Source organism: Pseudonocardia lutea (genome assembly GCF_042658055.1).
GTDB classification, from domain to species: domain Bacteria; phylum Actinomycetota; class Actinomycetes; order Mycobacteriales; family Pseudonocardiaceae; genus Pseudonocardia; species Pseudonocardia lutea.
Window position 1 is genome coordinate 44,476 of sequence record NZ_JBHSQK010000026.1, and the last position, 25,217, is coordinate 69,692.

27 protein-coding genes are annotated in these 25,217 nt (G+C 75.8%); 12 read left to right on the forward strand and 15 right to left on the reverse strand.

Annotated features, from left to right (window positions below):
- Window positions 1-110: 110 nt before the first annotated feature.
- From ACFQH9_RS12285 to ACFQH9_RS12295, 3 genes are read left to right on the forward strand one after another with little or no spacing between them, the layout of a single operon-like run.
- Entirely contained in the window at window positions 111-1,223 is a 1,113-nt protein-coding gene (locus tag ACFQH9_RS12285) for an enolase C-terminal domain-like protein (RefSeq protein ID WP_379566132.1), read from the forward strand.
- A gap of 53 nt (window positions 1,224-1,276) precedes the next feature.
- Window positions 1,277-2,473, forward strand: a complete 1,197-nt coding sequence (locus ACFQH9_RS12290) for an AI-2E family transporter (RefSeq protein ID WP_379566133.1) — start codon at window positions 1,277-1,279, stop codon at window positions 2,471-2,473.
- The gene (locus ACFQH9_RS12295; RefSeq protein WP_379566134.1) at window positions 2,470-3,414 is read left to right on the forward strand and encodes a DMT family transporter; all 945 of its coding nucleotides are present in this window, start codon (window positions 2,470-2,472) and stop codon (window positions 3,412-3,414) included. Before ACFQH9_RS12290 ends, ACFQH9_RS12295 begins: the two co-directional genes overlap by 4 nt.
- Window positions 3,415-3,438: 24 nt before the next feature.
- Here ACFQH9_RS12295 and ACFQH9_RS12300 read toward each other — a convergent pair whose 3' ends face one another.
- From ACFQH9_RS12300 to ACFQH9_RS12315, 4 genes are all read right to left on the reverse strand, one after another.
- A complete protein-coding gene (locus ACFQH9_RS12300; RefSeq protein ID WP_379566135.1) occupies window positions 3,439-4,644 on the reverse strand; it encodes a PucR family transcriptional regulator in 1,206 nt (401 codons plus the stop codon).
- A gap of 108 nt (window positions 4,645-4,752) precedes the next feature.
- Window positions 4,753-5,004 carry a hypothetical protein gene (locus tag ACFQH9_RS12305; RefSeq protein ID WP_379566136.1) on the reverse strand — a complete coding sequence of 84 codons (252 nt, stop codon included), beginning with the start codon at window positions 5,002-5,004 and terminating at the stop codon, window positions 4,753-4,755.
- Complete coding sequence (locus ACFQH9_RS12310; protein WP_379566137.1) at window positions 5,001-6,341, reverse strand: HAMP domain-containing sensor histidine kinase; 1,341 nt, start codon at window positions 6,339-6,341, stop codon at window positions 5,001-5,003. The genes ACFQH9_RS12305 and ACFQH9_RS12310 overlap by 4 nt, the downstream gene beginning before the upstream one ends.
- Before the next feature lie 52 nt (window positions 6,342-6,393).
- Window positions 6,394-7,170 (reverse strand): response regulator, encoded by a 777-nt coding sequence (locus ACFQH9_RS12315; protein WP_379566138.1) that lies wholly within the window; start codon window positions 7,168-7,170, stop codon window positions 6,394-6,396.
- Between the two features lie 308 nt (window positions 7,171-7,478).
- Between ACFQH9_RS12315 and ACFQH9_RS12320 the strand changes: the two genes are divergently transcribed.
- Window positions 7,479-7,709, forward strand: a complete 231-nt coding sequence (locus ACFQH9_RS12320) for a hypothetical protein (RefSeq protein ID WP_379566139.1) — start codon at window positions 7,479-7,481, stop codon at window positions 7,707-7,709.
- Between the two features lie 2 nt (window positions 7,710-7,711).
- Entirely contained in the window at window positions 7,712-8,326 is a 615-nt protein-coding gene (locus ACFQH9_RS12325) for a protein-L-isoaspartate(D-aspartate) O-methyltransferase (RefSeq protein ID WP_379566140.1), read from the forward strand.
- A 29-nt stretch (window positions 8,327-8,355) separates the two neighbouring features.
- Here the strand turns inward: ACFQH9_RS12325 and ACFQH9_RS12330 are convergent, their stop codons facing one another.
- The gene (locus ACFQH9_RS12330; protein ID WP_379566141.1) at window positions 8,356-8,676 is read right to left on the reverse strand and encodes an SHOCT domain-containing protein; all 321 of its coding nucleotides are present in this window, start codon (window positions 8,674-8,676) and stop codon (window positions 8,356-8,358) included.
- Between the two features lie 14 nt (window positions 8,677-8,690).
- The gene (locus ACFQH9_RS12335) at window positions 8,691-9,137 is read right to left on the reverse strand and encodes a DUF6325 family protein (protein WP_379566142.1); all 447 of its coding nucleotides are present in this window, start codon (window positions 9,135-9,137) and stop codon (window positions 8,691-8,693) included.
- A 333-nt stretch (window positions 9,138-9,470) separates the two neighbouring features.
- On the opposite strand from ACFQH9_RS12335, the gene ACFQH9_RS12340 reads away from it, so the two are divergent.
- Complete coding sequence (locus ACFQH9_RS12340; protein WP_379566143.1) at window positions 9,471-9,923, forward strand: pyridoxamine 5'-phosphate oxidase family protein; 453 nt, start codon at window positions 9,471-9,473, stop codon at window positions 9,921-9,923.
- Window positions 9,924-9,931: 8 nt separating this feature from the next.
- Here the strand turns inward: ACFQH9_RS12340 and ACFQH9_RS12345 are convergent, their stop codons facing one another.
- The 8 genes from ACFQH9_RS12345 to ACFQH9_RS12380 all read right to left on the reverse strand — a co-directional run bounded on the left by ACFQH9_RS12345 (window position 9,932) and on the right by ACFQH9_RS12380 (window position 16,379).
- Window positions 9,932-10,831 (reverse strand): universal stress protein, encoded by a 900-nt coding sequence (locus ACFQH9_RS12345; protein WP_379566144.1) that lies wholly within the window; start codon window positions 10,829-10,831, stop codon window positions 9,932-9,934.
- A gap of 74 nt (window positions 10,832-10,905) precedes the next feature.
- On the reverse strand, window positions 10,906-11,334 hold the full coding sequence (locus tag ACFQH9_RS12350) for an SRPBCC family protein (protein WP_379566145.1): 429 nt from the start codon (window positions 11,332-11,334) through the stop codon (window positions 10,906-10,908).
- A 43-nt stretch (window positions 11,335-11,377) separates the two neighbouring features.
- Window positions 11,378-12,445, reverse strand: coding sequence for a 3-deoxy-7-phosphoheptulonate synthase (locus ACFQH9_RS12355; RefSeq protein WP_379566147.1), 1,068 nt, complete (start codon window positions 12,443-12,445; stop codon window positions 11,378-11,380).
- A gap of 173 nt (window positions 12,446-12,618) precedes the next feature.
- On the reverse strand, window positions 12,619-13,104 hold the full coding sequence (locus ACFQH9_RS12360) for a TspO/MBR family protein (protein WP_379566148.1): 486 nt from the start codon (window positions 13,102-13,104) through the stop codon (window positions 12,619-12,621).
- A gap of 97 nt (window positions 13,105-13,201) precedes the next feature.
- Window positions 13,202-13,498: a 4a-hydroxytetrahydrobiopterin dehydratase gene (locus tag ACFQH9_RS12365; RefSeq protein ID WP_379566149.1), complete on the reverse strand. Its 297-nt coding sequence runs from the start codon at window positions 13,496-13,498 to the stop codon at window positions 13,202-13,204.
- A gap of 42 nt (window positions 13,499-13,540) precedes the next feature.
- Window positions 13,541-14,410 (reverse strand): ABC transporter permease, encoded by an 870-nt coding sequence (locus ACFQH9_RS12370; protein WP_379566150.1) that lies wholly within the window; start codon window positions 14,408-14,410, stop codon window positions 13,541-13,543.
- Window positions 14,407-15,327 (reverse strand): ABC transporter ATP-binding protein, encoded by a 921-nt coding sequence (locus ACFQH9_RS12375; RefSeq protein WP_379566151.1) that lies wholly within the window; start codon window positions 15,325-15,327, stop codon window positions 14,407-14,409. Before ACFQH9_RS12375 ends, ACFQH9_RS12370 begins: the two co-directional genes overlap by 4 nt.
- 29 nt (window positions 15,328-15,356) lie before the next feature.
- Window positions 15,357-16,379, reverse strand: a complete 1,023-nt coding sequence (locus tag ACFQH9_RS12380; protein WP_379566152.1) for a LolA family protein — start codon at window positions 16,377-16,379, stop codon at window positions 15,357-15,359.
- Between the two features lie 136 nt (window positions 16,380-16,515).
- On the opposite strand from ACFQH9_RS12380, the gene ACFQH9_RS12385 reads away from it, so the two are divergent.
- The 4 genes from ACFQH9_RS12385 (at window position 16,516) to ACFQH9_RS12400 (ending at window position 20,802) form a co-directional block, all read left to right on the forward strand.
- Window positions 16,516-17,199 carry a response regulator transcription factor gene (locus ACFQH9_RS12385; protein WP_379566153.1) on the forward strand — a complete coding sequence of 228 codons (684 nt, stop codon included), beginning with the start codon at window positions 16,516-16,518 and terminating at the stop codon, window positions 17,197-17,199.
- Between the two features lie 3 nt (window positions 17,200-17,202).
- Window positions 17,203-18,561 carry a sensor histidine kinase gene (locus tag ACFQH9_RS12390; RefSeq protein ID WP_379566154.1) on the forward strand — a complete coding sequence of 453 codons (1,359 nt, stop codon included), beginning with the start codon at window positions 17,203-17,205 and terminating at the stop codon, window positions 18,559-18,561.
- A 58-nt stretch (window positions 18,562-18,619) separates the two neighbouring features.
- Window positions 18,620-19,477 (forward strand): NUDIX domain-containing protein, encoded by an 858-nt coding sequence (locus ACFQH9_RS12395; protein ID WP_379566155.1) that lies wholly within the window; start codon window positions 18,620-18,622, stop codon window positions 19,475-19,477.
- 233 nt (window positions 19,478-19,710) lie between these two features.
- The gene (locus ACFQH9_RS12400) at window positions 19,711-20,802 is read left to right on the forward strand and encodes a hypothetical protein (protein ID WP_379566156.1); all 1,092 of its coding nucleotides are present in this window, start codon (window positions 19,711-19,713) and stop codon (window positions 20,800-20,802) included.
- 196 nt (window positions 20,803-20,998) lie between these two features.
- On the opposite strand, the gene ACFQH9_RS12405 is transcribed toward ACFQH9_RS12400, so the two are convergent.
- Window positions 20,999-21,148 carry a hypothetical protein gene (locus ACFQH9_RS12405; RefSeq protein WP_379566157.1) on the reverse strand — a complete coding sequence of 50 codons (150 nt, stop codon included), beginning with the start codon at window positions 21,146-21,148 and terminating at the stop codon, window positions 20,999-21,001.
- A gap of 117 nt (window positions 21,149-21,265) precedes the next feature.
- On the opposite strand from ACFQH9_RS12405, the gene typA reads away from it, so the two are divergent.
- Both typA and ACFQH9_RS12415 read left to right on the forward strand, forming a co-directional pair.
- Entirely contained in the window at window positions 21,266-23,158 is a 1,893-nt protein-coding gene (gene typA / locus ACFQH9_RS12410) for a translational GTPase TypA (protein ID WP_379566189.1), read from the forward strand.
- A 101-nt stretch (window positions 23,159-23,259) separates the two neighbouring features.
- Window positions 23,260-25,113, forward strand: a complete 1,854-nt coding sequence (locus ACFQH9_RS12415) for an ABC transporter family substrate-binding protein (protein WP_379566158.1) — start codon at window positions 23,260-23,262, stop codon at window positions 25,111-25,113.
- Window positions 25,114-25,217 lie beyond the last annotated feature (104 nt).

A 25,217-nucleotide genomic window follows, 5' to 3' on the forward strand; every position in this document is an offset into this window, starting at 1 on the left:
TTCCACGGCTACCCGGACCACCGGTGCGGGGCCCGGGATGCCACCCTGCGATTGCCTGACGAAACGGCTCCGAGGCCCTCGGGCCCGGGGGCCGGGGGTAGGCCGAACCCGTGACCACCACGGAGGAACGGGCGCCGGTCGTCGAGCAGCTCGAGGCCGCCGCCTACGCCATTCCCACCGACAGCCCGGAGTCCGACGGCACGCTGAGCTGGGACTCCACCACCCTCGTCCTCGTGCGCGCCCACGGCGGCGGACGCACCGGGATCGGCTACACCTACGCCGGGCCGGCCGCGGCGCAGGTGGTCACCGGCAAGCTCGCGGGGCTGGTGCGCGGCCGGGACGCCGCCACCCCGGCCGCGTCCTGGGCGGCGATGCAGCACGCGGTCCGCAACCTCGGCCGTCCCGGGCTGGTCGCCGAGGCGATCTCGGCGGTCGACATCGCGTTGTGGGACCTGCACGCCCGGCTGCGGGACCTGCCGCTCGCGACCGTGCTCGGCGCGGTCCACGAGGCCACGCCGATCTACGGCAGCGGCGGGTTCACCTCCTACGACGACCGTCAGCTCGCGGAGCAGCTGTGCGGGTGGGTGAAGGCCGGCATCCCGCGGGTCAAGATGAAGGTCGGGCGCCGCCCGGACGAGGACCCGGACCGGGTGCGGGCGGCGCGCCGGGCGATCGGCGACGACGTCGAGCTGTTCGTCGACGCCAACGGGGCCTGGAGCCGCAAGCAGGCCCTGGAGTGGGCGCACCGGTTCGCCGACCACGACGTGCGGTGGCTGGAGGAGCCGGTCAGCTCCGACGACCTCGAGGGGCTGCGCCTGCTCCGCGACCGCGGTCCCGGCGGGATGGACGTCGCGGCGGGGGAGTACGGCTACGACCTGCCCTACTTCCACCACATGCTCGCCGCCGGCGCGGTGGACTGCCTGCAGGCCGACGTCACCCGGTGCGGCGGCTTCAGCGCCCTGCTGCGGGTCGCCGCCCTGTGCGACGCCCGCAGCCTGGACCTGTCGCTGCACTGTGCACCGCAGGCCTCCGCGCACGCCGGCACCGCCGTCTGGCACCTGCGCCACCTCGAGTACTTCCACGACCACGAGCGGATCGAGCGCCTCGCCTTCGACGGCGTGCTCGAACCCGAGGCCGGCGGGGTGCTGCGACCGGACCGGTCGCGGGCCGGGCTCGGGCTCGAGCCGAAGGACGCCGACCTGGAGCAGTACCGCGTCGCGTGAGCAGGGACGGACCGGAGCGGGCAGGGAACGCGGACGCGGAAGGACACCAGGAGATGGGCGTCGAGGCACGCAACCGGTGGGGGCCGCGGCCGCCGGCCGAGCTTCCGCGACTGCTGGTGCTCGCGGGCGGATGGGCGTGGCGGCTGCTCGCGGTGGGGGTCGCGGCCTACGCGCTGGTGCGCGTCCTCGCGCTGGTGTGGCTGGTCGTGGTGCCGGTCGTCGCCGCCGTGCTCCTGGCCTCGTTGCTGCGGCCGCTGACCCGGCGGCTGGCGCGGTGGCACGTCCCCGGGCCGCTGGCCGCGCTCCTCACGCTGCTCGCGACCGTCGCCGTGCTGGGCGGGGTCGGCTTCCTCGTGCAGCAGCGGGTGGCGGCCCAGCTGTCGACGCTGGTCGACGACCTCGTGGGCACGGTGCAGGGGATGCGCCCGCTGCTCGCCCGGCTCGGGATGGCCGACCTGCGGCTCGACCGGCTGCAGACCGCGATCGTCGACTGGCTGCAGGCCCACCGCGACCAGGCCCTCAACGCGGTGCAGACCGGCGCGGGGGTGCTGGTCGACGCGGGGACGATGATCCTCCTGACGCTGTTCGTCACCTTCTTCTTCCTCTACGACGGCGAACGCGTGTGGCGCGGCGTGCTGCTGCCCTTCCGCGACGTGGCGCGGCAGCGGATGGACCGGGCCGGCCGGGCCGCCTGGGAAGTGGTCACCGCCTACGTGCACGGCACCGCGGTGATCGCGACGATCCACGGGACCGTGATCGGCCTGGTTCTGTACCTGCTCGGGGTGCCCCTGGCGTTGCCGCTGGCCGTGCTGGTGTTCCTGGGAAGCTTCGTCCCGATCGCCGGCGCGCTGGTCGCCGGCGGGATCGCGGTGCTCGTCACGCTGGCCGTCAAGGGCTGGGTGGCGGGACTGATCCTGTTCGTGGTCCTGATCGCGGAGGACCAGCTCGAGGGACACGTGCTCCAGCCGCTGATCGTCGGCCGCTACGTGCGGCTGCACCCGCTGCTCATCGGTCTGGCCCTGGCCGTGGGATCGATCCTCGGCGGGATCGTGGGGGCGGTGGTGGCCGTCCCGGTCGCCGCCGTCCTGCGGCACACCGTGCCCGTCCTCCTGGGGCATCCCGCTCCGGCCGACGAACCCGGGGACGGGGACCGGCCCGGACGGGCCGGTGGCGACGACACCGGCGACGGGTCCGAGCAGGCGGGGGCGCCGGCCCGCGACGGGGCCACCCGGACAGGAGGAAGCTCGTGACAGCCATCGGTCTCGCCCTGCTCGCCGCCGCACTCAACGCGGCGGCCTCCGTCCTGCAGCGGCGCGCGGCCCGCGACGAGCCCGCGGACCGCGAGTTCTCCGTCCGGATGCTGCTCGACCTGGCCCGCCGCCCGGCCTGGATCGGCGGGATCACCTCGGTCCTGGCGGGTTTCGGCGCGCAGGCCGTGGCCCTCACGCTCGGCCGGGTCGCGGTCGTGCAGCCGCTGCTGGTCGCCGAGCTGCCGTTCACCATCCTCCTGGCCGCCCTGGCCTTCCACCTGCGCCCGGCCGGTCGGGACTGGTGGTCGATCGGGGCGCTCGCGGTGGGGCTGGCCGCGGTGGTGTTCGCCCTGGCCCCGCACGGCGGTGACCCGGTGGCGGTGCCGGGCTGGCAGTGGGCCGTGGGGTCCGGCGCGACCCTGGGTCTCGCGGGCGCCGTGGTGTTCCTCGGGCTGCGGGCCGAGGGCCCGCGGCGGGCGGCGGCGTTCGGGATCGCGACCGGCATCCTCTTCGGGTACGTCGCGGTGCTGGTCGCGGCGGTGGGTGCGGAGTACCGGTTCGGCCTGCACGGCGTGCTGACGGCGTGGCAGACGTGGGCGGTCGTGGTCGTCGGTCCGTCGGGGTTCTTCATGCTGCAGAACGCCCTGCGCGCCGGGAACCTCGTCGCGTCCCAGCCGGGCATGACGCTGGCCAACCCACTGGTGGCGACGGCCTGGGGCGTCGTGGTGTTCGGAGAACAGGTCCGCGGGGGGCCCTGGTTCGCGCTCGCCGGCGGCGGGGCGCTGCTCCTGGTCGGCGGCACGCTCCTGCTGGCCCGGTCGCCGCTGCTCACCGACGACGCGGGCGGCCACGGCCACGAGGGCGGCCGGGAGGACGACCGCGGCGGGGGAGCGGGCGGTGACCGGGCCGGCCGGTCGCACGCCCGCGTCCACGAGGCCTGACCACCTCGCGGCCGTCCGCTCCCGTCAGCGGCCCTCGTCGCCCCGGGCAGCTCGGTCGTCCGTCGCCGCCGGCTTCTCCGCGCGCGGCCAGCCCAGCGCGAGCAGCAGGGCGGCCCGCCTGCGGGGGGCGTCGAGGTCCATCAGCTCCCGCAGCCGCCCCAGGCGGTACCGCACGGTCTGCGGGTGGACGTGCAGGTCCTCGGCCACGGCCTTGCCGTTGCCCAGGTGGAGCAGCCAGCTGGCGAGGGTCTCCACCAGCCGTTCGGCGCTGGAGCCCGGGAGCTCGAGCACCGGCGCGAGGAGCCGGACCCGCAGGGCCTCGAGCAGGTGCTCGTCACGGTGCACGATGAGGGCGTCGAGATGATCGTCGACGACGAGCGGGTCGCCGCTCAGCACGCCCTCGTCCCGCAGCCGCGCCGCGAGCCGGGCGAGCTCGAGGCTGTGGTGCACCTGGTCGACCGGGACGCTCGGCCCGATCACGGCGGACCGTCCCCGGAAGGCCCGGTGCAGGTGCTCGGGTCTCCCCGGCCGATCGGGCTCGGGCACGACCAGCGCCCCCTCTCCCACCAGGACGTCGCCCTCGACCGGCGCCGGCCGCTCGCCCGCCCCCGGATCGGGCTCGAGGAGCACGACGGCCGCCCGTTCCGGCAGGGGCCAGTCGGCGCGTTCGGCCACTGCGTCCACCGCCGCGGGGCTCGGCCGGTCCGAGAGCAGCAGCTCGACGAGCTCGTGCCGGTGCCGCCCGATGCTGTGCCGCCGCTCCCGTTCGGCGTCGAGGTAGCCCTGCCGGCTCGCCGCGGACAACTCCTCGACGGCGGCGAACACGGCCGAGGCCAGCCCGGCGAACCGGGCCGACGGCAGTCGGTGCAGCAGCGCGACGTCGGCGACGTGGCGCCACACGACGGCGGCCCCGATGCGGTAGGCGGCCAACAGGGCGTCCACGTCCTGGTGCTGGTGGTAGTGCGCGCGCCCGATGGTCTCGAAGAGCGCCCGCTCGGCGTCGGTGACGAACTCGGGCCGGCCCTGGTGGCCGCGTGCGGCGACCGAGAACAGGCGCTCGATGAAGGCCTCCGCCCCCGCGAGGATGTTCGGGAACTCGGAGTCGACGAAGGTCGCGTAGCCGGGATGCTGCTCGCCGAGCTGCTCGGCGACCTCCTCGAGCACGCTCGGCAGGCGCCGGACGATCTCGGGGGCGAGACGCGGCAGGTTCGTCGGCGCCTCAGAGGTCACGGCCGTGCGCTCCTTCGCGGTCGGGGTCGGGCCGCCGTACCCGGTGCGCCGCTGATGATGCACCGTCCCGGAAGGCCCGCCCGGGCGTTCGCCTCCCGGAACGGGCGGTCAACGCGGGCGCGTCGGGCCGTGGGTCGGCGGGGTGGTCTCCGACGTGGTGGTACCGGGCGCCGGTGCATCCGGTACCACCGTGACGGTCGGCGTCGGCACCGCCGGCACCATGGACGGGGCGAGGTGCTCGGGATGGTCCTCGGTGGTCACCCCGCACGCCGTGGCCAGCGCGGCCAGCAGCGCGGCGGTCAGCCCGCGCCCGACGCCGGCGACCGGCGTCGACGCGCGAGGGGTGCGAGGGCTCCTCACGGGCAGCGTCCGGGGATCTCGACGACGACGCGGGCGCCGCCCGACGGGCTGTCCTCGACCCGGATCCGGCCCTGGTGGGCGTGGACGTGGCGGGCGACGAGGGCCAGGCCCAGGCCGGCCCCGCCGTGGTCGTCCCGACGGCCGGCCCCGGCCCCGCGGGCGAACCGCTCGAAGACCTCCTCGCGCAGGTCGGGCGGGATCCCGGGACCGGCGTCGTCCACCTCGATCCGCACGCCGTCGCCCGCGGCGGACACCCCGACCCGGACGGCGCCGCCGGCGTGGTGGTCGGCGTTGTCCAGCAGGTTGCCGACGACCCGGTCCAGGCGGCGGCGGTCGACCACGATCTTCGGCGGTGTCCCGTGGACCTCGACGGCGACGCCGGCGCGCGAACCGACGGCGTGGGTGACGATGTCGACCACGTCGCACACCTCCAGGTCCCGGGGGTCGAGCCGTTCGTCGCGGGAGATCTCCAGCAGGTCGGTGACCATCGCGCGGAAGCGGTGCACGTCCGCGTCGAGCAGGTCGACGGCCTGCCGGGCGGTCGGCGGGAGCTCCTCGCGGCGGCGACGCAGCACGGCGACCGCATTGACCAGGGTGGTCAGCGGGGAGCGCAGCTCGTGGCTCACGTCAGCGGCGAAGCGGGCGTCCCGGCGCACCCGGCGCTGCAGGTCCTCCGCGGTGCGGTTGAATGTCGCGGCCAGCGGGGCGAGGTCGGCGTCGACCTGTTGGGGGAGCCGGGCGTCGAGATCGCCGGCCGCGACCCGGGCGGCGGCGTCGCGCAGCTCGGCCAGGGGACGCAGCGCGCGACGCCCGGCCCACCCGCCCAGCGCCAGGCCGAGCAGCCCGCTGACCCCGACCCCCGCCACCAGCACCCCGCTGAGGAACCGCAGCGTGGCGTCGAGCTCCGTGAGCGCGGCGAGCTCGACGTACACCCCGTCGGGCAGGGGGAGCGCCACGGCCAGCACCGGGATCCCGCCGGCCAGGATGCGCTGGCGCGCCGGGGTCCCCGAGCCCGCGAGGGCGAGCAGCTCTGCGGGCAGGGCGTCGAGGTCGACGGGACGACCACTGGCGGTCCAGGTGCCGTGGCGGCGCACCGCGACGGTGCCGTCCCCGCCCCCGGCGAGCCCGGTGAGCAGGTCACCGGACCCGTACTGGGACGGGTACCGCAGCGCGTCCTGCACCAGGCGCGCGTCCACGGCGGCCTGGGTCGTCGCGCCCTCCTCCCGCTTGGCCACCAGGAAGCCCGACGCGAGGTGCCAGGTCACCGCGGCGAGCAGCCCGGTGATCGCGAGCGAGACCACGGCGAACGCGACGGCGACGCGCCAGCGCAGGGGCAACCGCCGCGGGAGCAGACCGCGGACCCACGGCCGGGGCGCTCCCGTCGGGCCGCTAGCCGGCGGCATCGGACCGACCGGCGGCCCGGTAGCCCGCGCCGCGCACGGTGAGGACGAGCGTGGGGTCGTCCGGATCGGGTTCGATCTTGAGCCGCAGCCGGCGGACGTGCACGTCGAGCAGCCGCGTGTCGCCGAGGTAGTCGTAGCCCCACACCCTGCGCAGCAGGTCCTCCCGGCTCACCACCCTGCCCTCGGCCGACGCAAGCTCGACGAGCAGGCGGAACTCGGTGCGCGTCAGGTGGACCTCCGTGGGCCCGGATCCCCGGTGGCAGCGGACGACGCCCTCGTCGGGCCTGATCTCGACGTCGCCGACGCGCAGCTCCGCGGCCTGGGTGCCCGGTCGCCTGCGGCGCAGCAGGGCCCGGATGCGCGCCGCCAGCTCGCCGGCCACGACCGGCTTGGTCACGTAGTCGTCGGCGCCGGCCTCCAGCCCGGCGATGACGTCGGCCGAGTCGGACCGCGCCGTGATGATGATGATCGGCAGGTCGCCCTGGGCCCGCAGCTGCCGGCACACGGTCAGGCCGTCCGTGCCCGGCAGCATCAGGTCGAGCAGGACGAGGTCGACGGGACCGCGGCCGAGTGCGGCCAGCGCCTCCTCGCCCGACGGCACGGTGGAGACCGCGAAGCCCTCGTCGTCCAGGGCGAGCGACAGGGCCTGGCGGATCCGCCCGTCGTCGTCGACCAGCAGGACGCGGTCGCGCACCTCGGCCCGCCCGGGCCCGCCCGGCCGCGGCGGGGCGGCGGGTGCGGCGGGGCGCGGCGTCGGGCTCATCGGGAACATGGTGCTCCGATCAGACGCCGTCCGGCGACCGGGGCGCCAGCGCAGCCCGTGCCGGGGCGCGAATCGTCAGAGGATCGTCAGGTCCGGGTCGCGGTGGCCGTCGCCCGCGGACCGACGAGGACGCCCGGCCCACACCGGTCGGGGAAGGTTCGGGCGCGCGCCGGGCGGGTACCCGGGCGCACTGCGCCACGTCGGCGCACGCCGGGGACGCAGGGCGGTGCGGGTGCCGTACCGCGGGAACACGGCGGTGCCGACGTGGACCGGCCGGCCCGCCGGGGACGACCGGAGGTGAGCAGAGCATGACGACGTCCGAGAGCGGCGAGGTCACCGGCACCAAGGACAAGGACTACAACCTCGTCTGGTTCACCGAGCAGTGCCTCAGCAACGCGCTGCGGCTGGAGACCTACATCCAGGACGCCGAGCGCGACGGCGACGACGAGCTGGCCGAGTTCTTCCGGCGGGCCCAGGGGGAGAGCCGGAAGGGCGCCGAGCAGGCCAAGCAGATGCTCGGCCGCAGGTTGTCCGGCTGACCATGACCGGACGCGCGGACATGGTCGCCCGGCTCCGCACGCGGGGCATCGCCGACGAGCGGGTGCTGTCGGCCATGGCCGCGGTGCCGCGGGAGCGGTTCGTGCGGCCCGAACTCGCGGGCGAGGCGTACGTCGACGCCCCGCTGGACATCGGCCGCGGCCAGACGATCTCCGCGCCGTCCATCGTGGCATTCAGCATCGCCGCTCTGCAGCAGCCGCCCACCGCGCGGGTACTGGAGATCGGCACCGGGTCCGGCTACGCCGCGGCGGTGCTGGCCCGGTGCGTCGGCGAGGTGGTGTCGATCGAGCGCGACCCGGACCTCGCGCAACGGGCGCGCGAGGTCCTGGCCGAGCTCGCCCCGAACGTCGAGGTGCGGACCGGCGACGGCGTGCGCGGTGCCCCCGACCGCGCTCCCTTCGACGGGATCGTCGTCACCGCCATGGCCGCCCGCCAGATCCCGCCCGCGCTGCGGAACCAGCTCGCCCCCCACGGCACGATCGTCTGCCCCGTCGGCGACGACCGGGTCGGCAGCCTGGTCCGGTACCGCGACGGGCGCAGCGAGGACCTGGTCGAGGTCAGCTTCGTCCCGCTGGTCCCGGGCAGCCCCGAGACCTGATCACCGGCCCGGCGACGCCCTCCTGACCGTCAGCCCAGGATCCGCGCCTTCTGGGCGGCGAACTCCTCGTCGGTGAGCACGCCCTGCTCGCGGAGCTGGGCGAGATCCTTGAGCTGGGCGATGACGTCCGACCCGCCGCCGGGCGCGGGCGGGTACGGCGCGGGAGCAGGCGCAGGGTACGGCGTCGGCGGGGCCATCTGGTCCTCGTAGGCCCGCTCGCGCTGGGCGGCGACCTCGGCGTCCCGGTCGGCGAACTTCCGCGCCTGGTGGCGCTGCACCCGTCCGGCCACCGAGCTGGCGGTGCCCGCGACGATCGCGGTGCGGGCGATGCCCCGCAACAGACCTGGCATGGTGTGTCCTCCCGTCAGCCCGGCAGCCCGGCCTCGAGCCGTTCCACGGCCTCGAGCACGTCCGGCGCCGGGATCCGCTGGCTGGCGACCAGCTCCCCGCCGGCCTCGAGCACGGCCCCGACGAACGGGGCGGCCCAGGTGTTCTCGTACAGCAGCAGCGCGGCCATCGAGCCCGGCCGCATCATCTCCGCGACGGCCCGCACGTCGTCGTCGTGCAGGAGGCCGGACCGCGCCCCCTCGAACGCCGTGAATCCGCCGACCCCCGCGGACGTCACGTCCGTGAGGTCGATGCCCGAGTACGACCCGTCGAGTGCCTTGCGGATCAGGAGGAGGTCGTAGAGGCGGACGACGTCCCGCCGGACGAGGTCCATGAGGATGTCGCCGCAGGCCTTCGTGTCGGCGTCGTCGGGGAACTCCAGGAGCACGAAGTCGATCGGCCCCGCGGTCGTCTGTTCCGGCATCGCTGCACCACTCTCCCGTCTCGCCGTCGGACACCGGAACGCTAGGCGGCGGCGGCCCCGGCGGGCTCACCCCTGACGGACGACTTCGGCCGGCCTGGCCATCGTCGCGATCGCCGCGGCGCTGGTGTTCGGGCGCGACGACTCCGCCTCCACCAGCGCGGCGAACTCGGTGTCGGACGCGGCCGAGGTGGTGGAGACCGCAGGCTCGGTGAACCCGCCGGGGTAGGCCGGCCGACCACTGCGCCGATCACTCCGCGGGTCGCGCTCCGCCGGTCGGCGCAGCGCGCGGCCGGGGTGCTTGCCGAGCCGGGCCGCTGCTGCTGGAGTGGCCGCGTGCCCGATCCGCTGCTCGGACCGCAGGACGACGTCACCGCGGCGCGGCTCGCACGCGAGCCGATCCTGTGGCTGACCACGATGGACCGCACGCCCCGGCCGCACACCGCGCCCGTCTGGTTCCTCTTCGCCGACCCTCGGCTCGTCGTGTTCAGTCGCCCGGACACCGCGAAGGTCGGGCGGATGCGGCGGAACCCGGCGGTGGCCTTCTCGCTCGACAGCGCCACCGGCGGGACCGACATCGTGCTCGGCGAGGGCGACGCGACGCTCGTCGGGCACGACGACGTCGCCGACGACCTGGCGCCCTTCGAGGCGAAGTACCACGCCCTGCTGGGTGACCAGAGCTTCGACGACTGGCTCGCCGTCTTCTCCCAGCCGGTCGTCGTCACGGTGACGAAGATCGTGTCGTGGCGGCCGGGCCCGGAGGGCCTGGACTACCGCCGGATCGTCTGAGGGCCGGTTCAGCGCTGCGCGTCCTCGACGTCGGCGACGGGCGGGACGAGGGCCACCGGGCACTCCGCGTGCTGCAGCACGACCTGGCTCACCGAGCCGAGCAGGGCGTTCGCCCACGGGCTGCGCCCGCGGGACCCGACGACCACGAGGGCTGCGCCCGCCGACCGGGACACCAGTTCGCGCGACGCCGCGTCGGGGACGACCACGATCTCCACCGGGACCTCCGGACGGGTCCCGGTCCACCCGGCGAGCCGATCCGCGACGGCCTTGTCCTGCTCGTCGCGGACCCCCGGCCAGTCGACGTGCGGGGTGAGGAACGGGTCGAGGACCGCGTCGATCCACGCGTGCACGGCCACCAGCGGTGCCTTGCGCCGGGCCGCCTCCTCGAAGGCGAGGTCGACGGCGGGCTCGGGGCCTGCGCCGGCCTCCACGCCCAGCACGACCGGTCCGTCCGCGTCGGAGGTGGGCCGCACGGCCACCACCGGGCACTCCGCGCCGGACGCGACCCCGAGGACGACGGACCCCAGCCGCAGCCCGGCGAAGCCGCCCCGGCCGCGGCTCGCCAGCACGAGCATGCCCGCACGTCGGGTCTCGAGCCGCAGCGCGCCCCGGACGGTCCCGCCGACGAGCACCTCCCGCTCCATCTCCACACCGGGGGCGATCTCGCGGGCGAGCTCGGCGGCGGCCGCCAGATGCTCCCGCCCGACCCGCTCGCAGATCTCGCGCAGGCGCTCCTGCCCTGGCGCCGACATGCCCACCGGGCGGGACGACGTCCAGGCCACGGCCTCGACGATCCGGAGGGGAACCTCCCGGCCCGCCGCCTCGTGGGCCGCCCACCGGACGGCCTCGAGGGCCGGGTCCGAGCCGTCGATCCCCACCACGACCGGCCCACCGAGCCCGTCCGCCATCGCGCCTCCTCGGTCCGCGGCCCCGGACGGGCCGTCGAGGCCGCCGGGTGCCCGCTCGCGGCCCGGCTATGCGCTCAGCCGGGGTTGGTCGTGCCCTCCACGTTGCGCTTGATCTCGGCGAGGGTGTGCTCGAGGCCGGAGCGGATGCGGTCGCCGTCGACGTGCTCGGTGTGCAGGGTGACCGTGACCTCGGAGCCCTCCGCCGCGGCGTTCACCGACAGCTCGCCGTGGTAGGCGTTCGGACCCTCGGAGCCCCAGCGCAGGGAGCGCAGGGCCGGGTCGCTGTCGAACCAGGCCTCGCCCTCCTTGCGCTCGCCGTCGACCTCCGCGACGACGTGCACCTCCTCGGCGCCGCCGGGGACGTCGCCGGTGGCGGCGCTGCCGGTCGGCTCGGCCTCGCGCATCGCCGCGAAGTAGTCGGGGAGGTTGTGGACGTCGGACAGGTACCGGAACAGCGCGTCGGGCTCGGCCGCCACGGTGGTGGAGTGTTCGTAGTCACCCATGATGGGCGGATACCACCGGGCGGCCGGGCCTATCCGCGGCCGCTCAACGCCGGGCGCGCACGGCCGCGGCCAGCTCGTCGAGCAGGTCGGCCGTGGTGTCCCAGGACAGGCACTCGTCCGTGACGGACCGCCCGTAGACGAGGTCGCCGCCGAGGGACTGGTTCCCCTCCACCAGGAAGCTCTCCATCATCAGGCCGGTCACCCCGGTGTCGCCGCCGGCGATCCGGCCCGCGATCTCCCGGACGACCTCGGCCTGCCGCACGTGGTCCTTGCGCGAGTTCCCGTGGCTGGCGTCGACGACCACGCGCTCCGGCAGGCCGGCCTTCGCGAGCCGGGTGCGGGCGTCGGCGACGTCCTCGGCGGAGTAGTTCGGGCCGGCCGCGCCGCCGCGCAGGATGACGTGCGCGTCGGGGTTGCCGGTGGTGCGCACCAGCGCCGCGAGGCCGTCCGGGTTGATGCCCATGAACACGTGCGGGGCCGCGGCCGCGCCGATGCCGTCGACGGCGACCTGGACGTCGCCGTCCGTGCCGTTCTTGATGCCGACCGGCATCGACAGCCCGCTGACCAGCTGCCGGTGCACCTGGGAGGCCGCGGTCCGGGCGCCGATGGCTCCCCAGGTCACGGTGTCGGCGATGAACTGCGGGGTGATCGGGTCGAGGAACTCGCACCCGACGGGCAGGCCGAGCGCGGTGATGTCGAGCAACAGCCGGCGGGCGGTGCGCAGGCCGCGGTTGACGTCGAAGCTGCCGTCGAGCCCCGGGTCGTTGATCAGGCCCTTCCACCCGACGGTCGAGCGGGGCTTCTCGAAGTACGCCCGCATCACGACGACCAGGTCCCCGGAGAGCCGCTCCGCCCGGGCCGCGAGCCGGTGCGCGTAGTCGAGCGCGGCGTCGGGGTCGTGGATCGAGCAGGGGCCGACGACGACCAGCAGCCGGTCGTCGCGGCCGTCGAGGACGTCGACGACGTCGGCCCGGCCACGGGTGACGACGTCGGCGACCCGGTCGTCCGCCGGCAGCTCGTCGCGCAGCAGCGCGGGGGAGAGCAGCGGGCTGATCCGGGCCGTGCGGTGCTGGTCCAGCGCGGCCGGGAGGGCCGTGTCGAGGGGGGACATCGGGGTGGGTCCTTTCGCGGACCGGCCCCGGTCGAGAGATCCGCCGAGCCGGCCCAGGTGGTTACCGGCTCTCGTGGGGATGGGTCAGCGCAGCAGGCTGCGTGCCGACCCATCCCGGGCCGGCTCGCTAAACCAGTATCGGCGCGCCATGGGGACCACCGTAGCAGCCGCGTTCAGGACAGCGTCCAGATGGCGTAGTTCAGGGCGGCCGCGAAGGTGACCCAGCCCAGGTAGGGCACGAGCAGCCAGGCCGCGGCGCGGCTGTGCCGGGCGAACAGCCCGATCGTCGCGACGATCGACAGCCACAGCAGGACGATCTCGGCGAACGCGACGCCCGGCAGGCCGGCGGCGAAGAACAGCGGCGTCCAGGCCATGTTCAGGAGGAGCTGCACGGCGTAGACGACGTGCGCGGGCGCGGTCAGCCCCGCGCGGCGCCAGACGTCCCAGCCGGAGGCCGCGATCGTCGCGTAGAGCACGGTCCACACCGGACCGAACAACCACGACGGCGGGGCCCAGGACGGGCGGACGAAGCCGGCGTACTGCTCGGAGGCCGACGCGGAGGCGAGGCCGCCGACGACGGCGACGACCGCCACGGCGGCGACGAACCCGAGCAGCGCGAGCAGGGCGGACGGGCGTAGGCGGGGGGCGTGAACGGTCATACCGGACAGTCTCGACCATCGAGAGAATTTCCGCGCGCCGAGCCGCACACCGGTCCGGCGACCGCTCGCGCCCGCGGCAACCGGCGTCCGGTCCGGCCTACCGGCCCGCGGCTTCGATCCGCGCGGAGATCTGCGCCGCCAGCTCGGTGTCCTTGGCGGTGAGCCCGCCGGCGGAGTGCGTCGAGAGCCGGAAGGTGACCTTGCGCCAGCGGATGTCGATGTCCGGGTGGTGGTCGCGCTCCTCGGCGTCCTCGGCCACCCGGTCGACCACCCGGATCGCCTCGGGGAAGCTCGGCAGCTCGGCGGTGCGCACGATCGCGTTGCCGTCCCGCTCCCAGCCGGGCAGGTCGGCCAGCGCGGCGGTGACGGCATCGTCGTCCAGCAGTTCGGCCATGGTGTCCATCCTGGAGCAGCCGGGCCCGTCGGGCATCCCTTCTCAGGCGTCCCGGCGCTGCATCCGCCAGATCGTGAAGCCGATCCCGATCGCCGCGTAGCAGAGCGCGCGCAGCGTCGACGAGCCCATGGCGTCGAGCGTGATCGGGTCCCGCAGCGCGTCCGCCCCCGCCGACCAGCCCGAGGTGAGCAGCCAGGGCTGCAGCCAGTCCAGTGCCGGGATCGCGCCCAGCACGCCGAACGCGATCAGCCCGCCGAGCACGCTCGCCAGCACCACGAGCGGGTGCTCGGTCAGCGAGGACACGGCCAGCGCCACCGCCCCGACGGCCGCCAGCTGCCCGACCACCCAGATCGTGACCAGCGCGACCCGGGCGAGCCCGGCGCCCAGGCCGAGCGTGGTCCCGGACAGCGTGACCATCCCGCCGTCCGCGCTGCCGACCACGACCATGCCGGCCAGCACCCCGACGACGGCGATCACCAGGGCCGCGGCCAGCGCCACCACCAGGACGCCGAAGGCCTTCACCCCGACCAGCCGCAGCCGGCTCACGGGCGCGAGCAGCAGCCCGCGCAGCGTGCCGCTGGCCGCCTCGCCCGCGATCGCGTCGGCCGCCGCCATGGCCACGGCGAGCGGCAGCAGCAGCGCCAGGGTGACGGTCAGGGCCGCGACCGGGAGCACCAGCCCGTTGCCCGCGACCGCCCCGATCAGTCCGCCCCCGCCGCTGCGGTCGGCGACCACGACCCCGATCGCGATGAGCACCGGGACCAGCGCGAACAGGCCGAGCGTGACCAGCGTGCGCGGGCGGCGGAACACCCAGCGCACCTCGGCCGCGAGCAGCCGGCCGAGCGGGGCGGTGGCCCGGCTGCCGGCGCCGGCCGCCGGGGCGACGGCGGGGACGGCGGGGACGGTCGTCATGATCCCTCCGTGAGCTGCGCGAACAGCTCCTCGAGCCGCGGACGGCGGCGGCGCGCCTCGTGCACCGCCACGCCCGCGCGCACCAGCAACGCGACGATCTCCGGCGGCTCCGGCCCGTCCGTGACGACCACGCCGGGCTCGCCGCCGGTGTCGCGGGTCGCGACCGCACCGGCCTGGGCCAGCGCGCGCAGCGCCGGCTCGACGTCCGGCGTCACGACGACGAGGCCGCCGGTCCGCGAGTCGAGCAGCCCCCGCAGCTCCCCGGCCGCCACCAGCGACCCGGACTGCAGGACCGCGACGTGCGTACAGGTCGCCTCCACCTCGGCCAGCAGGTGCGAGGAGACGATCACGGTGGACCCGGCCGCGTGCAGCTCGGCGATGATCGCGCGGACGTCCCGGGTGCCGGCCGGGTCGAGGCCGTTGGTCGGCTCGTCGAGCACCACCAGCCGGCGGGGGACGAGCAGCGCGCCGGCGAGCCCGAGCCGCTGCTTCATGCCGAGCGAGTAGCCGCGGAACCGGCGGTCGGCCGCGTGCGCGAGCCCCACCCGTTCCAGCGCGGTCCCGACGGCCTCCGGGATCGCCGCCGCGTCGAGCAGCGGTTCGGCCGCGGCCATCCGGCGCAGGTTCTCCCGCCCGGAGAGGAACGGGTGGAAGCCGGGCCCCTCGACCAGCGCGCCGACGTGCGGCAGCGCGCCGGCGACCTCCGGCAGCGGGCGGCCCAGCAGTTCGGCGGTGCCCGCGGTGGGGCGGGTCAGCCCGAGCAGCATCCGGATCAGGGTGGTCTTGCCCGACCCGTTGGGCCCGAGCATGCCGAGGACGGCGCCGGCGGGGACCTCGAGATCGAGGCCCGCCACCGCGACCGTGCGGCCGTAGACCTTCCGCAGGCCGACGGCCCGGGCGGCGGGGGCGGCGGTCACCCGCGCAGCCTCCCGCACGGGCACGGTCGTCACTTCGCGAGGGCCTCGGTGAGCACCTGCTCGGGCACGGCGCCGGCGGCGAGCCGGCCGTCGTCCGTCACGATCGCACTGGCGACCGCGGTGGTGATCAGCCGTCCGCTGCCCCAGGACCCGTTGACCGGGGTGCCGAGGCGCGACAGGTCGGGCCCGCCCTGCGGTGCCTGGCCCTGCTCGGGCCGCTTCGCGATCACGACGGCGTCCCACCCGTCGCCGACGACGGTCGGCCTCGCCCCGCCGGTCTCGTCGCGGTCGGGCCCGCCCTGCGGCGCGTCCTTCACCGTGGTGCCCGGCGGCGGGGTGAAGGTGAAGAGCGAGGCGTCCTGCGGGCCGAAGGTGATGTCGGTGAACCCGACCTCGAAGGCGGGGTCCGCGGAGCCGGTGGCCAGGACGGTGAGCCGTAACGGGATCCGCTTCTCCGAGTCGACGGCGATCCGGACCTCGCGCAGCAGCGTCCGCTCGGTGGGCGTGGGCGCCAGCACCAGCTCGTAGGCCGGGCGGCCCGCCACCTCGGCGGTGCCGTCGACGCTCACGGTGCTGGTGGTGCGCAGCCGGGCGATCGCGTCCGCGGCCGAGCGGGTCGGGTCGGCGGCCTCGGGCCGGTGCTCGCCCGGGGTGATCGTCTTCTTCGTGGCGGTGCGGTCGGTGGAGTCGTAGGACCAGGCCGTGGTCCCGTCGGAGACGAAGGTCTTCTCGCCCTGGTCCGACGGCAGCGCGACGCGGCCCTTGCCCGCGCCGTCCGACCAGACGCGGGCCTCCCGGGTGCCGTTCGCGAGCTCCGGCACGCCGGGGACGGCGGGGAGGCCGAGCGCGTTGTCCAGCTCCACCGTGCCGGCGAGCGGCCCGGGGTTCGCCTTCTCGACCGAGGCCACCAGGTCCTCCGGCGAGACCGGCGGCAGGTTCGGCGCCGCGCCCGCGCCGGCGGGCATCGCCACCAGTCCCAAGCCGACCGCGCCCGCGATCGCCAGACCCGTCCCGATGCGGGCCCAGAGCCGTCCCGCCGTTCCCACTGCCATGCCGATAAGCCTGACGCACAGGCGCTGAGAGAGGTCTCAACCGGACACCCCGCCGCTGAGAAACGACTGAGCGGAGCGGGCGGAGCGGGCGTCGATCGGTGATGCCGGGGGCGCGCCCGGCGGTACGTTGTCGGCGATGGCCAGGGTGCTGGTGGTGGACGACGAGCCCGGGGTGCGCACGGCGCTGACCCGCGGGCTGACCGCCGAGGGGATGGAGGTCGTCGCGGTCGGCGACGGCGACTCCGCGCTGCGCGCCGCGTTGACCGGCGGTTTCGACGCGCTCGTGCTCGACATCATCCTGCCCGGGCTCTCCGGCTACCGGGTCCTCGAGCGCATGCGCGCCGCCGGGGTCGACACCCCGGTGCTGTTGCTGTCCGCCAAGGACGGCGAGATCGACCAGGCCGACGGGCTGGACCTGGGGGCGGACGGCTACCTCGTCAAGCCCTTCTCCTTCGTCGTGCTCGTGGCGCAGCTCAAGGCGATGCTGCGCCGGCGCGACGCCGCGCTCGGGCGCTCCGGGCAGCGGGTGCGGCTGGGCGGGCTGGTCGTCGATCCCGCGTCGCGGTCGGTCACCTGGGAGGACGCGCCGGTCGAGCTGTCGCCGCGGGAGTTCGAGCTGCTGCACGCGCTGGCCCGCCGGCCGGACACCGCCGTCGCCAAGGACGAGCTGCTCCGCCTGGTGTGGGGCGACGAGCAGGCCGCGAGCCGCAACGTCGTCGAGGTCTACGTGGGGTACCTGCGCCGCAAGCTCGACGCCGTCGGCGCCGGGCACGTGCTGCGCACCGTCCGCGGGCACGGGTACCTCGTCGGATCGGGCTGAGCGGTGTTCCGGCGCCGGTTCGTCCGCGGCCTGGCGCGCTCCCGGGTGCCGTGGGTCCGCGGCTGGTGGCGGCACCGCACGCTGCGCTTCCGGATCACCACCGTGGTCGGCGCGGTCGCGCTCGTCGCGCTGCTGGCGCTGAGCCGGCTCGGGGTGACCCTGCTCTACACCACGCTGGTCGCCGCGGCGGACAACGAGCTGCACACCCAGGCCGGGGTCGTCGTGTCCCGGCTCGAGGCGGGCGCGGCGGTCGACGACGGGGCCGCCCCGCCGTCGATCCGGATCACCGACACCGCGGGCACGCCGGTGGACGGGCGCGGGCCGCTGCCGATGACCGCACGGGATGTCCGTGACCTCGCGGCCGGGCGGGCCGAGAACGTGTTCCTCGACGGCGCCGCCACCCGCTGGGTCGCGGACCCGGTGATCCTGCCCGACGGGAGCACCCGGCTGGTGTTCGCCTCGGGCGACCTCGTCGGCGGGGCGACGCTGCTGGCCCGGGCGGCCGTCGGGTTCGTCGTGGCGGGGCTGCTCGCGGCGGCGGTCGTGGCGCTCGCGGCCTGGGTGGCGACGCGGGCGGCCCTGCGTCCGGTCGACCGGATGCGGGCCGCGGCGGCCGCGCTCCCGCCCGGGCGCCGGCTGCCGGTCCCCGCGGCGCACGACGAGCTGCGCGCCCTCGCCGAGGAGCTGAACTCGCTGCTCGCCCGCCGCGACGAGGCCGCCGCCCGGCTCGAACGGTTCACCGGCGACGCGGCCCACGAGCTGCGCTCCCCGGTCGCCGCGATCCGCGCGCAGGCCGAGGTGGCGGTCGCGCACCCGGACCCCGCCCTGGCGGAGGAGACGCTGCGCGACGTCGCCGTCGAGGCACAACGGCTGTCCGGCCTGCTCGCCGATCTGCTCGCGCTGGCCCGCGCCGACGCCGGACAGCGGCCCGACCCCGAACCCGTCGACGTGGTCGAGGCGGCCCGGGCGGCGATCGACCGGGTGTCCTCCGGACCGGCGCCCGAGCTGCTCGCGCCGGGGGTCGCCCTGGCCGCGGCGGGGCCCGCGGAGGTCGCGCTGGTGCTCGACAACCTGCTCGGCAACGCCGCGCGCTACGCGGCGACCCGGGTCCGGATCGAGGTGCTGCCGGCCGGGCGGGTGACCCGGCTCGTGGTCTCCGACGACGGCCCGGGCATCCCGGAGGCCGACCGGGTGCGGGTGTTCGACCGGTTCACGCGCCTGTCCCAGGAGGCCGGCGGCGGGCACGCCGGGCTCGGGTTGGCGCTGGTCGCGGCCCTGGTGCACGGTCGCGGCGGCGCGGTGTCCGCGGGTGTGTCGGCGTGGGGCGGGGCGCGGATGGAGGTGCGCTGGCCCGCGCCGTGAGGCGTGGCGCGACGGTGTGCCCGGCCAGGACGGGACCGGTCTGGGACGATCCCGGCTCGTGCCCGTGGAGAGCTGCTCGACCCTGATCGCGGCACCGCGCCGGCTGGTGGCCGGCGTGGTGCGGGACGGCGAGGCCGCCGACGAGTCGCTGCGCGCGGTCGGGCACCGCTACTCCGCGCCCGTCCGGCTGCTGGTCCCGGGCGACGAGGTGGTGCTCGAGGCCCGGCTCGCGCCGGGCGTCCGGCTGCCGTACCGCTCGCGGATCCGCTCCGTGGGCGTCGACGGGATGGTGTCCGAGCTGGCGGGCGGCCTGGCGAAGGGCCTGGTGCACACCACGACCCTCGCCGACCGGCCCGGCGGCACGGTGATGCGGGACGAGATCCGGTGGCGCTCGCCCTTCGGGCCGGTCGGCCGGCTCGGCGACGCGATCCTGGTGCGCCGGCTGATGCGGGCGATGCTCGCCGCCCGGGGTGAGGTCTACCGGCGGCGGGCGGAGGAGCTCGCCGGGGCGCCGGCCGTCGTCGGGGCGGCCGTGGTGCGCGACGGCGCGCTGCTCGCCGCCCAGCGGGCGCGGCCGGCTGAGCTGCGGGGCCGGTGGGAGCTGCCCGGCGGGCGGGCCGAACCGGGCGAGTCGGAGCCGGAGGCGCTCACCCGGGAGTGCGCCGAGGAGCTGGCCGCGCAGGTCGACGTGGGGGAGCGGGTGGGGACCGACCTGCCCGTGACCACGTCGGGCGGGGAGCTGGTGCTGCGGATGTACGCCGCCACGCTGCGCCCGGACTCGCCCGAGCCCAAGGCGTTGGAGCACCTCGCGGTCCGCTGGCTGACGGCGCGGGAGCTGCCGACCGTCGCGTGGGTGGACGCCGACCTCGCGGTGGTCGGGGACCTGGAGGCCCTCCTCCACCCGACGCGACGGTAGTAGGGATCCGTACACGTTCGGAAGTTTCTCCGGATCGCGCCATGGGTTCCATGACGCGAGTTCGGGCGGGGTTCTCGCGCGTCATGGTTCCATGACGCGAATCTGGGCAGGGTCTTCGCGCGTTATGGATCCATAACGCAGGTGTGGGCGGGGTTCTCGCGCGTGATGGTTCGCTCCTGCGAATTGTCGGGTGGGGTGGAACCGGGGCGGGCGGGCTTCCGTCGAAACCGGGCATGGAGCCGATCACGCACCTCAGCCCCCTCGCGCCCACCGCCGCTGCTCTGCCCGCCGCCGCTGCTCTGCCCGCCGCCGCTGCTCTGCCCGCCGCCGCTGCTCTGCCCGCCGCCGCTGCTCTGCCCGCTTCCCCTGCTCTCCCCACCGTCCCTGCTGCGCACGCCGCTGCTCTCCCGTCGGCGCAGTCCGTGCACTCCGCGCCCTCCACACACCGCGCGCTCGACGCCCTCCTCCGGCGTCAGGCGGGGGTGGTCGGGCGGGCGCAGGCGCGGGCGGCGGGGCTGTCCGCCGACGCGATCGACCGGCGGCTCGCCGGCCGGCAGTGGGTGCCGCTGCACCCGCGCGTGTACCTCGACCGCGGCCACCGGCTGACCGACGAGGCGCGGGTCCGGGCCGCCGTCCTGTGGGCGGGCGACGACGCGGTGCTGAGCGGGCTGGCGGCCGCCTGGTGGCACGGCGTCGCCGCGGCCCTCGCCGGCGAGATCGCCGTGACCGTGCCACGCCGCCGCTCGCCGCGGAACCGGCCGGGTGTCACCGTCCGCCGTCGCGACCTCGCGGACGACGACCGCACGAGCCGGCACGGCGTCCCGGTCACCGCGCTGCCGCTCGCCGTGCTGGAGGCGGCGGTGGAGCTGGGCGCGGCCGGCGGCCCGTGCCTGGACCGTGCCCTGCAGGCGCACGTCGGGTTCGCGGAGGTGGCCCGGGCGCACACGCGGAACATCGGCGCGGCGGGCGCCACCGCGGCGCGGGCCGCCCTGGCCGCGAGCGCGGAACGGGCGGGACCCGCCGCTGTCCGGCTCCTGGTCGCGCGGCTGCGGGAGGCCCGGCTGATCGGTTGGCGCACGGACCATCCGGCGGCCGGCGTGGTGCTGCCCGTGGCCTTCCCGCAGGCGCGGGTGGCCGTGGAGTCCGAGGGGTGGGCGTGCCCGCCGGGGGCGGAGGAGCGCCGGCGCACGCTGTGGCGGCGCGGCGTGCTCGCCCGGGCGGGCTGGACGGTGCTGACGTGCGGCTGGCACGAGCTCGCGACGCGGCCGGAACGGGTGCTGGACGAGATCGGCCGCGCGGTCGTCCTCGCCCGGAGGGCCGGGTGACCCGCCCGCGGACGGGGTCGTGGCGGTCCGGATCACTGTGTGACCTTGGTCATCGGCGCCGGAGGCGGTGCGCCGGGATCACCACGGCCGGCGTCGGCCGAGCAGGGAACGATTCAGAGGCTCTCGCGGGGCTCGTCCGCGGACGGCCACCGATCGTCCACCGTGGACGGGGGCGGGCCCGCGCAGGCCTGCGACCTCAGTAGATGCGCGCCGTCTTGAGCGCCCGGGCGTACTCCTTGCCCGAGAGGTTCTCGGCGTCCATCTTCTTCAGCCGGAGCGCGACGACGGGGCAGCTCTTGCACCGCTTCGGCTTCGACCGGCAGCACTTCTTCTTCACCTTGCCCATCGTGAGGTGAGCCTAGGCTGACCTTTCGCGAAGGTCCAGACCCCCGCCGGGATACCGTGAAGTGTGAGCACAGCCGGATCCACTCTCGCCGCCGCCCCGCAGACCGCCGACCGCGGCCTGCCGGACGGTACGCGCGAACTGCGCAACGTGGCGATCGTCGCGCACGTCGACCACGGGAAGACCACCCTCGTCGACGCGATGCTGCGCGCCTCGGGCGCCTTCGGCGAGCGGGCCGAGCCCGTCGACCGCGTGATGGACTCCGGCGACCTCGAGCGCGAGAAGGGCATCACCATTCTCGCGAAGAACACCACCGTGACCTGGCAGGGCGTCACGATCAACGTGATCGACACCCCGGGCCACGCGGACTTCGGCGGCGAGGTCGAGCGCGGCCTGTCGATGGTCGACGGCGTGGTCCTGCTGGTCGACGCGTCCGAGGGCCCGCTCCCGCAGACCCGTTTCGTGCTGCGCAAGACCCTCGCCGCGGGCCTGCCCGTGATGCTGGTGGTCAACAAGACCGACCGTGTGGACGCCCGCATCGAGGAGGTCGTCGACGAGTCGCTCGAGCTGCTGCTCGAGCTCGCGGACGAGCTGGACCTCGACGAGGACGCCACCGCCCGCCTGCTCGACCTCCCGGTCGTCTACGCCTCCGGCCGCGCCGGCCGCGCCTCGCGCAACCGGCCCGCCGACGGCGCGCTGCCGGACTCCGAGGACCTCCAGCCGCTCTTCGACGTCCTCTTCGACACCGTCCCGGCGCCGACCGACGATCCGGACGCCCCGCTGCAGGCGCACGTCACGAACCTCGACGCCACCTCCTTCCTCGGCCGCATCGCGCTCTGCCGGGTCCGCGCGGGCGTGATCCGCCGCGGCCAGCAGATCGGCTGGTGCAAGGAGGACGGCACGGTCACCCGCGTCAAGATCACCGAGCTGCTGCGCACCGAGGGACTGCAGCGCGTGCCGGCCGAGGAGGCCGTCGCGGGCGACATCGTGGCCGTCGCCGGCATCGCGGACGTGATGATCGGCGACACGCTCGCGGACCCGGAGAACCCGGTCCCGCTCGAGCGCATCCACGTCGACGAGCCGGCGATCTCGATGACGATCGGCATCAACACCTCGCCGCTGGTCGGGCGCGACCCGAAGCCCGGCCAGAAGCTCACCGCCCGCCAGGTCAAGGGCCGCCTCGACGCCGAGCTGGTCGGCAACGTGTCCCTGCGCGTGCTGCCCACCGAGCGCCCCGACACCTGGGAGGTCCAGGGCCGCGGCGAGCTCGCCCTGGCGATCCTGGTGGAGACCATGCGCCGCGAGGGCTTCGAGCTCACCGTCGGCAAGCCCGAGGTCGTCACGAAGATGATCGACGGCACGCTGCACGAGCCGTTCGAGCAGCTGTCGATCGACGTGCCCGCCGACTCGCTCGGCGCCGTCACCCAGCTGCTCGCCGCCCGCAAGGGCGAGATGAGCCAGATGGTGCACGGCGAGAGCCGGGTCCGGCTGGACTTCCGGGTCCCGTCGCGCGGCCTGATCGGCTTCCGCACCGAGTTCCTCACGATCACCCGCGGCGCGGGCATCGCCAGCCACGTCTTCGACGGCTACGGCCCCTGGGTCGGCGAGATCTCCAGCCGGCTGCGCGGCTCCCTGATCGCGGACCGCGCGGGCGCCGTCACCGGCTACGCCGTGGACGCGCTCTCCGACCGCGGCGTGCTGTTCGTGGGTCCGGGCACCCAGGTCTACGAGGGCATGGTCATCGGCGAGTACACCCGCAACGAGGACCTCGAGGTCAACATCGTGCGGGAGAAGAAGCTGACGAACATGCGCAAGTCGACGGGCGACGAGCTGGTCAAGCTCACCCCGCCGACGATCCTGTCGCTGGAGCAGAGCCTGGAGTTCTGCGCCAACGACGAGTGCGTCGAGGTCACGCCCGAGAACGTCCGGATCCGCAAGGTCGAGCTGGACTCGCACCTGCGCGGCCGGCAGCGCGCCCGGGCCAAGGCCGCGGCGGCTGGCGTCTCCCGCTAGTCGCGGGCTCCGCGGGCCGGGCCCCACACGGCTCCGCCACACCGCCGGTGCGACGATGGCGGTCCGGCGGGCCGCCCGGCCCCCGGGCGGGGGGAGGGCACGTGACCGGCTGGGCGCGCAGCACGCTGCTCGTGGTCGGCGCCTGCCTGCTGACCCTGCTGGCGGCGTGCACGGACGCGCCGGTGGCGCAGCCCGCGCCGCCGCAGCCGGCACCCCCGCCGACGGCGGTCCGGGCCACCGAGGTCGTCGTCGGGGTGGACGACCTCGGCGCGGGCTTCAACCCGCACCTCCTCGCGGACCGCTCGCCGGTCACGCAGGCGCTGGCCACGCTGGTGCTGCCGTCGGTGTTCCGGCCCGACGCCCGGGGCGACCTGCAGCTCGACCGCACGGTCGCCACCAGCGCCGAGGTCGTCTCGACGAGCCCGTTCACGGTGAGCTACGAGCTCAACGTGCAGGCCTCGTGGTCGTCGAACTCGCCCATCGCCGCCGAGGACTTCGTCTACCTGTGGCAGCAGATGCGCACCCAGCCCGGCACGATCGACGCCGAGGGGTACCGGCACGTCACGGACGTGCGGTCGCGGGCCGGCGGCAAGGCGGTCGACGTGGTGTTCGACGAGCCCTACCCGCAGTGGCAGCACCTCTTCTCCGGCCTGCTGCCCGCGCAGATCCTCAAGGACGCGCCCGGCTCCTGGACCGGCGCGCTGCAGGGTGGCCTGCCCGCCTCGGGCGGGCCCTTCCGCGTGGCCGCCGTCGACCGCGCCCGGGGCGAGGTCACCCTCGTCCGCAACGACCTGTACTGGGCCACCCCGGCCACGCTCGACCAGATCGTGCTCCGCCGGCTCGGCCCGCAGACCCTCGCCGAGGGCCTGCGGGTCGGCGACGTCGACGTCGCGATGCCGACCTCGGGGCCGGAGGTCACCGAGGCCCTGGCCCCGCTCGGCGGGGGGGTCACGACCGTGCCCGCGCCGCGCGCGACCGTCACCGACCTCGCCCTGCGCTCGGACTACGGCCCCCTGTCCGACGTCCGGGTGCGCCAGGCCGTCGGGGCCCTGCTGGACCGCGAGCGGATCCGCGCCGAGGTGGCCCCGGCCGCGCTGCCGGCCGACGCGTTCGGCCTCGCCCCCTCCCAGCCCGGCTACGCCCCGACCGCGCCGCCGGGCGCCCCGGCCCGCCCCGACCCGGCCGCCGCCGAGCGGCTGCTCACCGAGGCCGGCTACTCCCGGGGTGCGGACGGCGCCTGGACCCTCGGGAACACCCCGCTGAACCTGGTGATCGCGGCCGGCGCCGAGCGGGTCACGGACGTCGACGTGGCCGAGGCGGTCGCGGAGCAGCTCCGGGCGGCGGGCATCGGGGTGCAGGTGGTCGCGCCGCCCGCGGCGGACCTCTTCACCCAGCGTGCGGTGGTGGCGACGCCGCCCAGCACGAGCGCCCCGCCGAGCTCGGTGTCGGACTCGGCGACCCCGGCGCCGGTGACCGTCCCGACGACCGGGCCCTCGCCCGCGCCCGTGACCGGTCCGTCGACCGCGTCCGGTGCCCCCACCACCACCTCGGTGCCCCCGAGTGGTACCGCCGCACCGAACGCGACCGTGCGGGCCGACATCCTGGTGCAGCCCCGGGCCGTGGGCGGACCGCTCGGGCCGCAGCTGGCCTCGGACCACGGCTGCCCGGACCCGACGCCGTCGCTGCCCGCACCGCCCGCCCTGCCCAACGGCTTCTGCTCGACCGCGCTGCAGCCCGTGCTCGAGTCGCTGGCGACCGCCGCGGTGCCCGATCCGGAGCAGCTCGCCACGGCCGAGCGGGTGCTCTGGGCGCAGCTGCCGGTGCTGCCGCTCTTCCAGCAGGTGTCGCTCCTCGTGAGCACCGTGCCCGGCGCTGCCGCGACCGGGTTCGGCCCCGGCCCGCTGGAGACGGGACCGCTCACCGGAGCGCAACGATGGAGCGCCCCGGTCAGCTGAGCCTCCCTCGTCCGGGCGCAAGTTACTCCAGAGTAATCACGATGTGTCGCGCTGTCCACTTCACGTCACCCTTTGGTCACGATCGGCGACATCGTTGGCGGGGT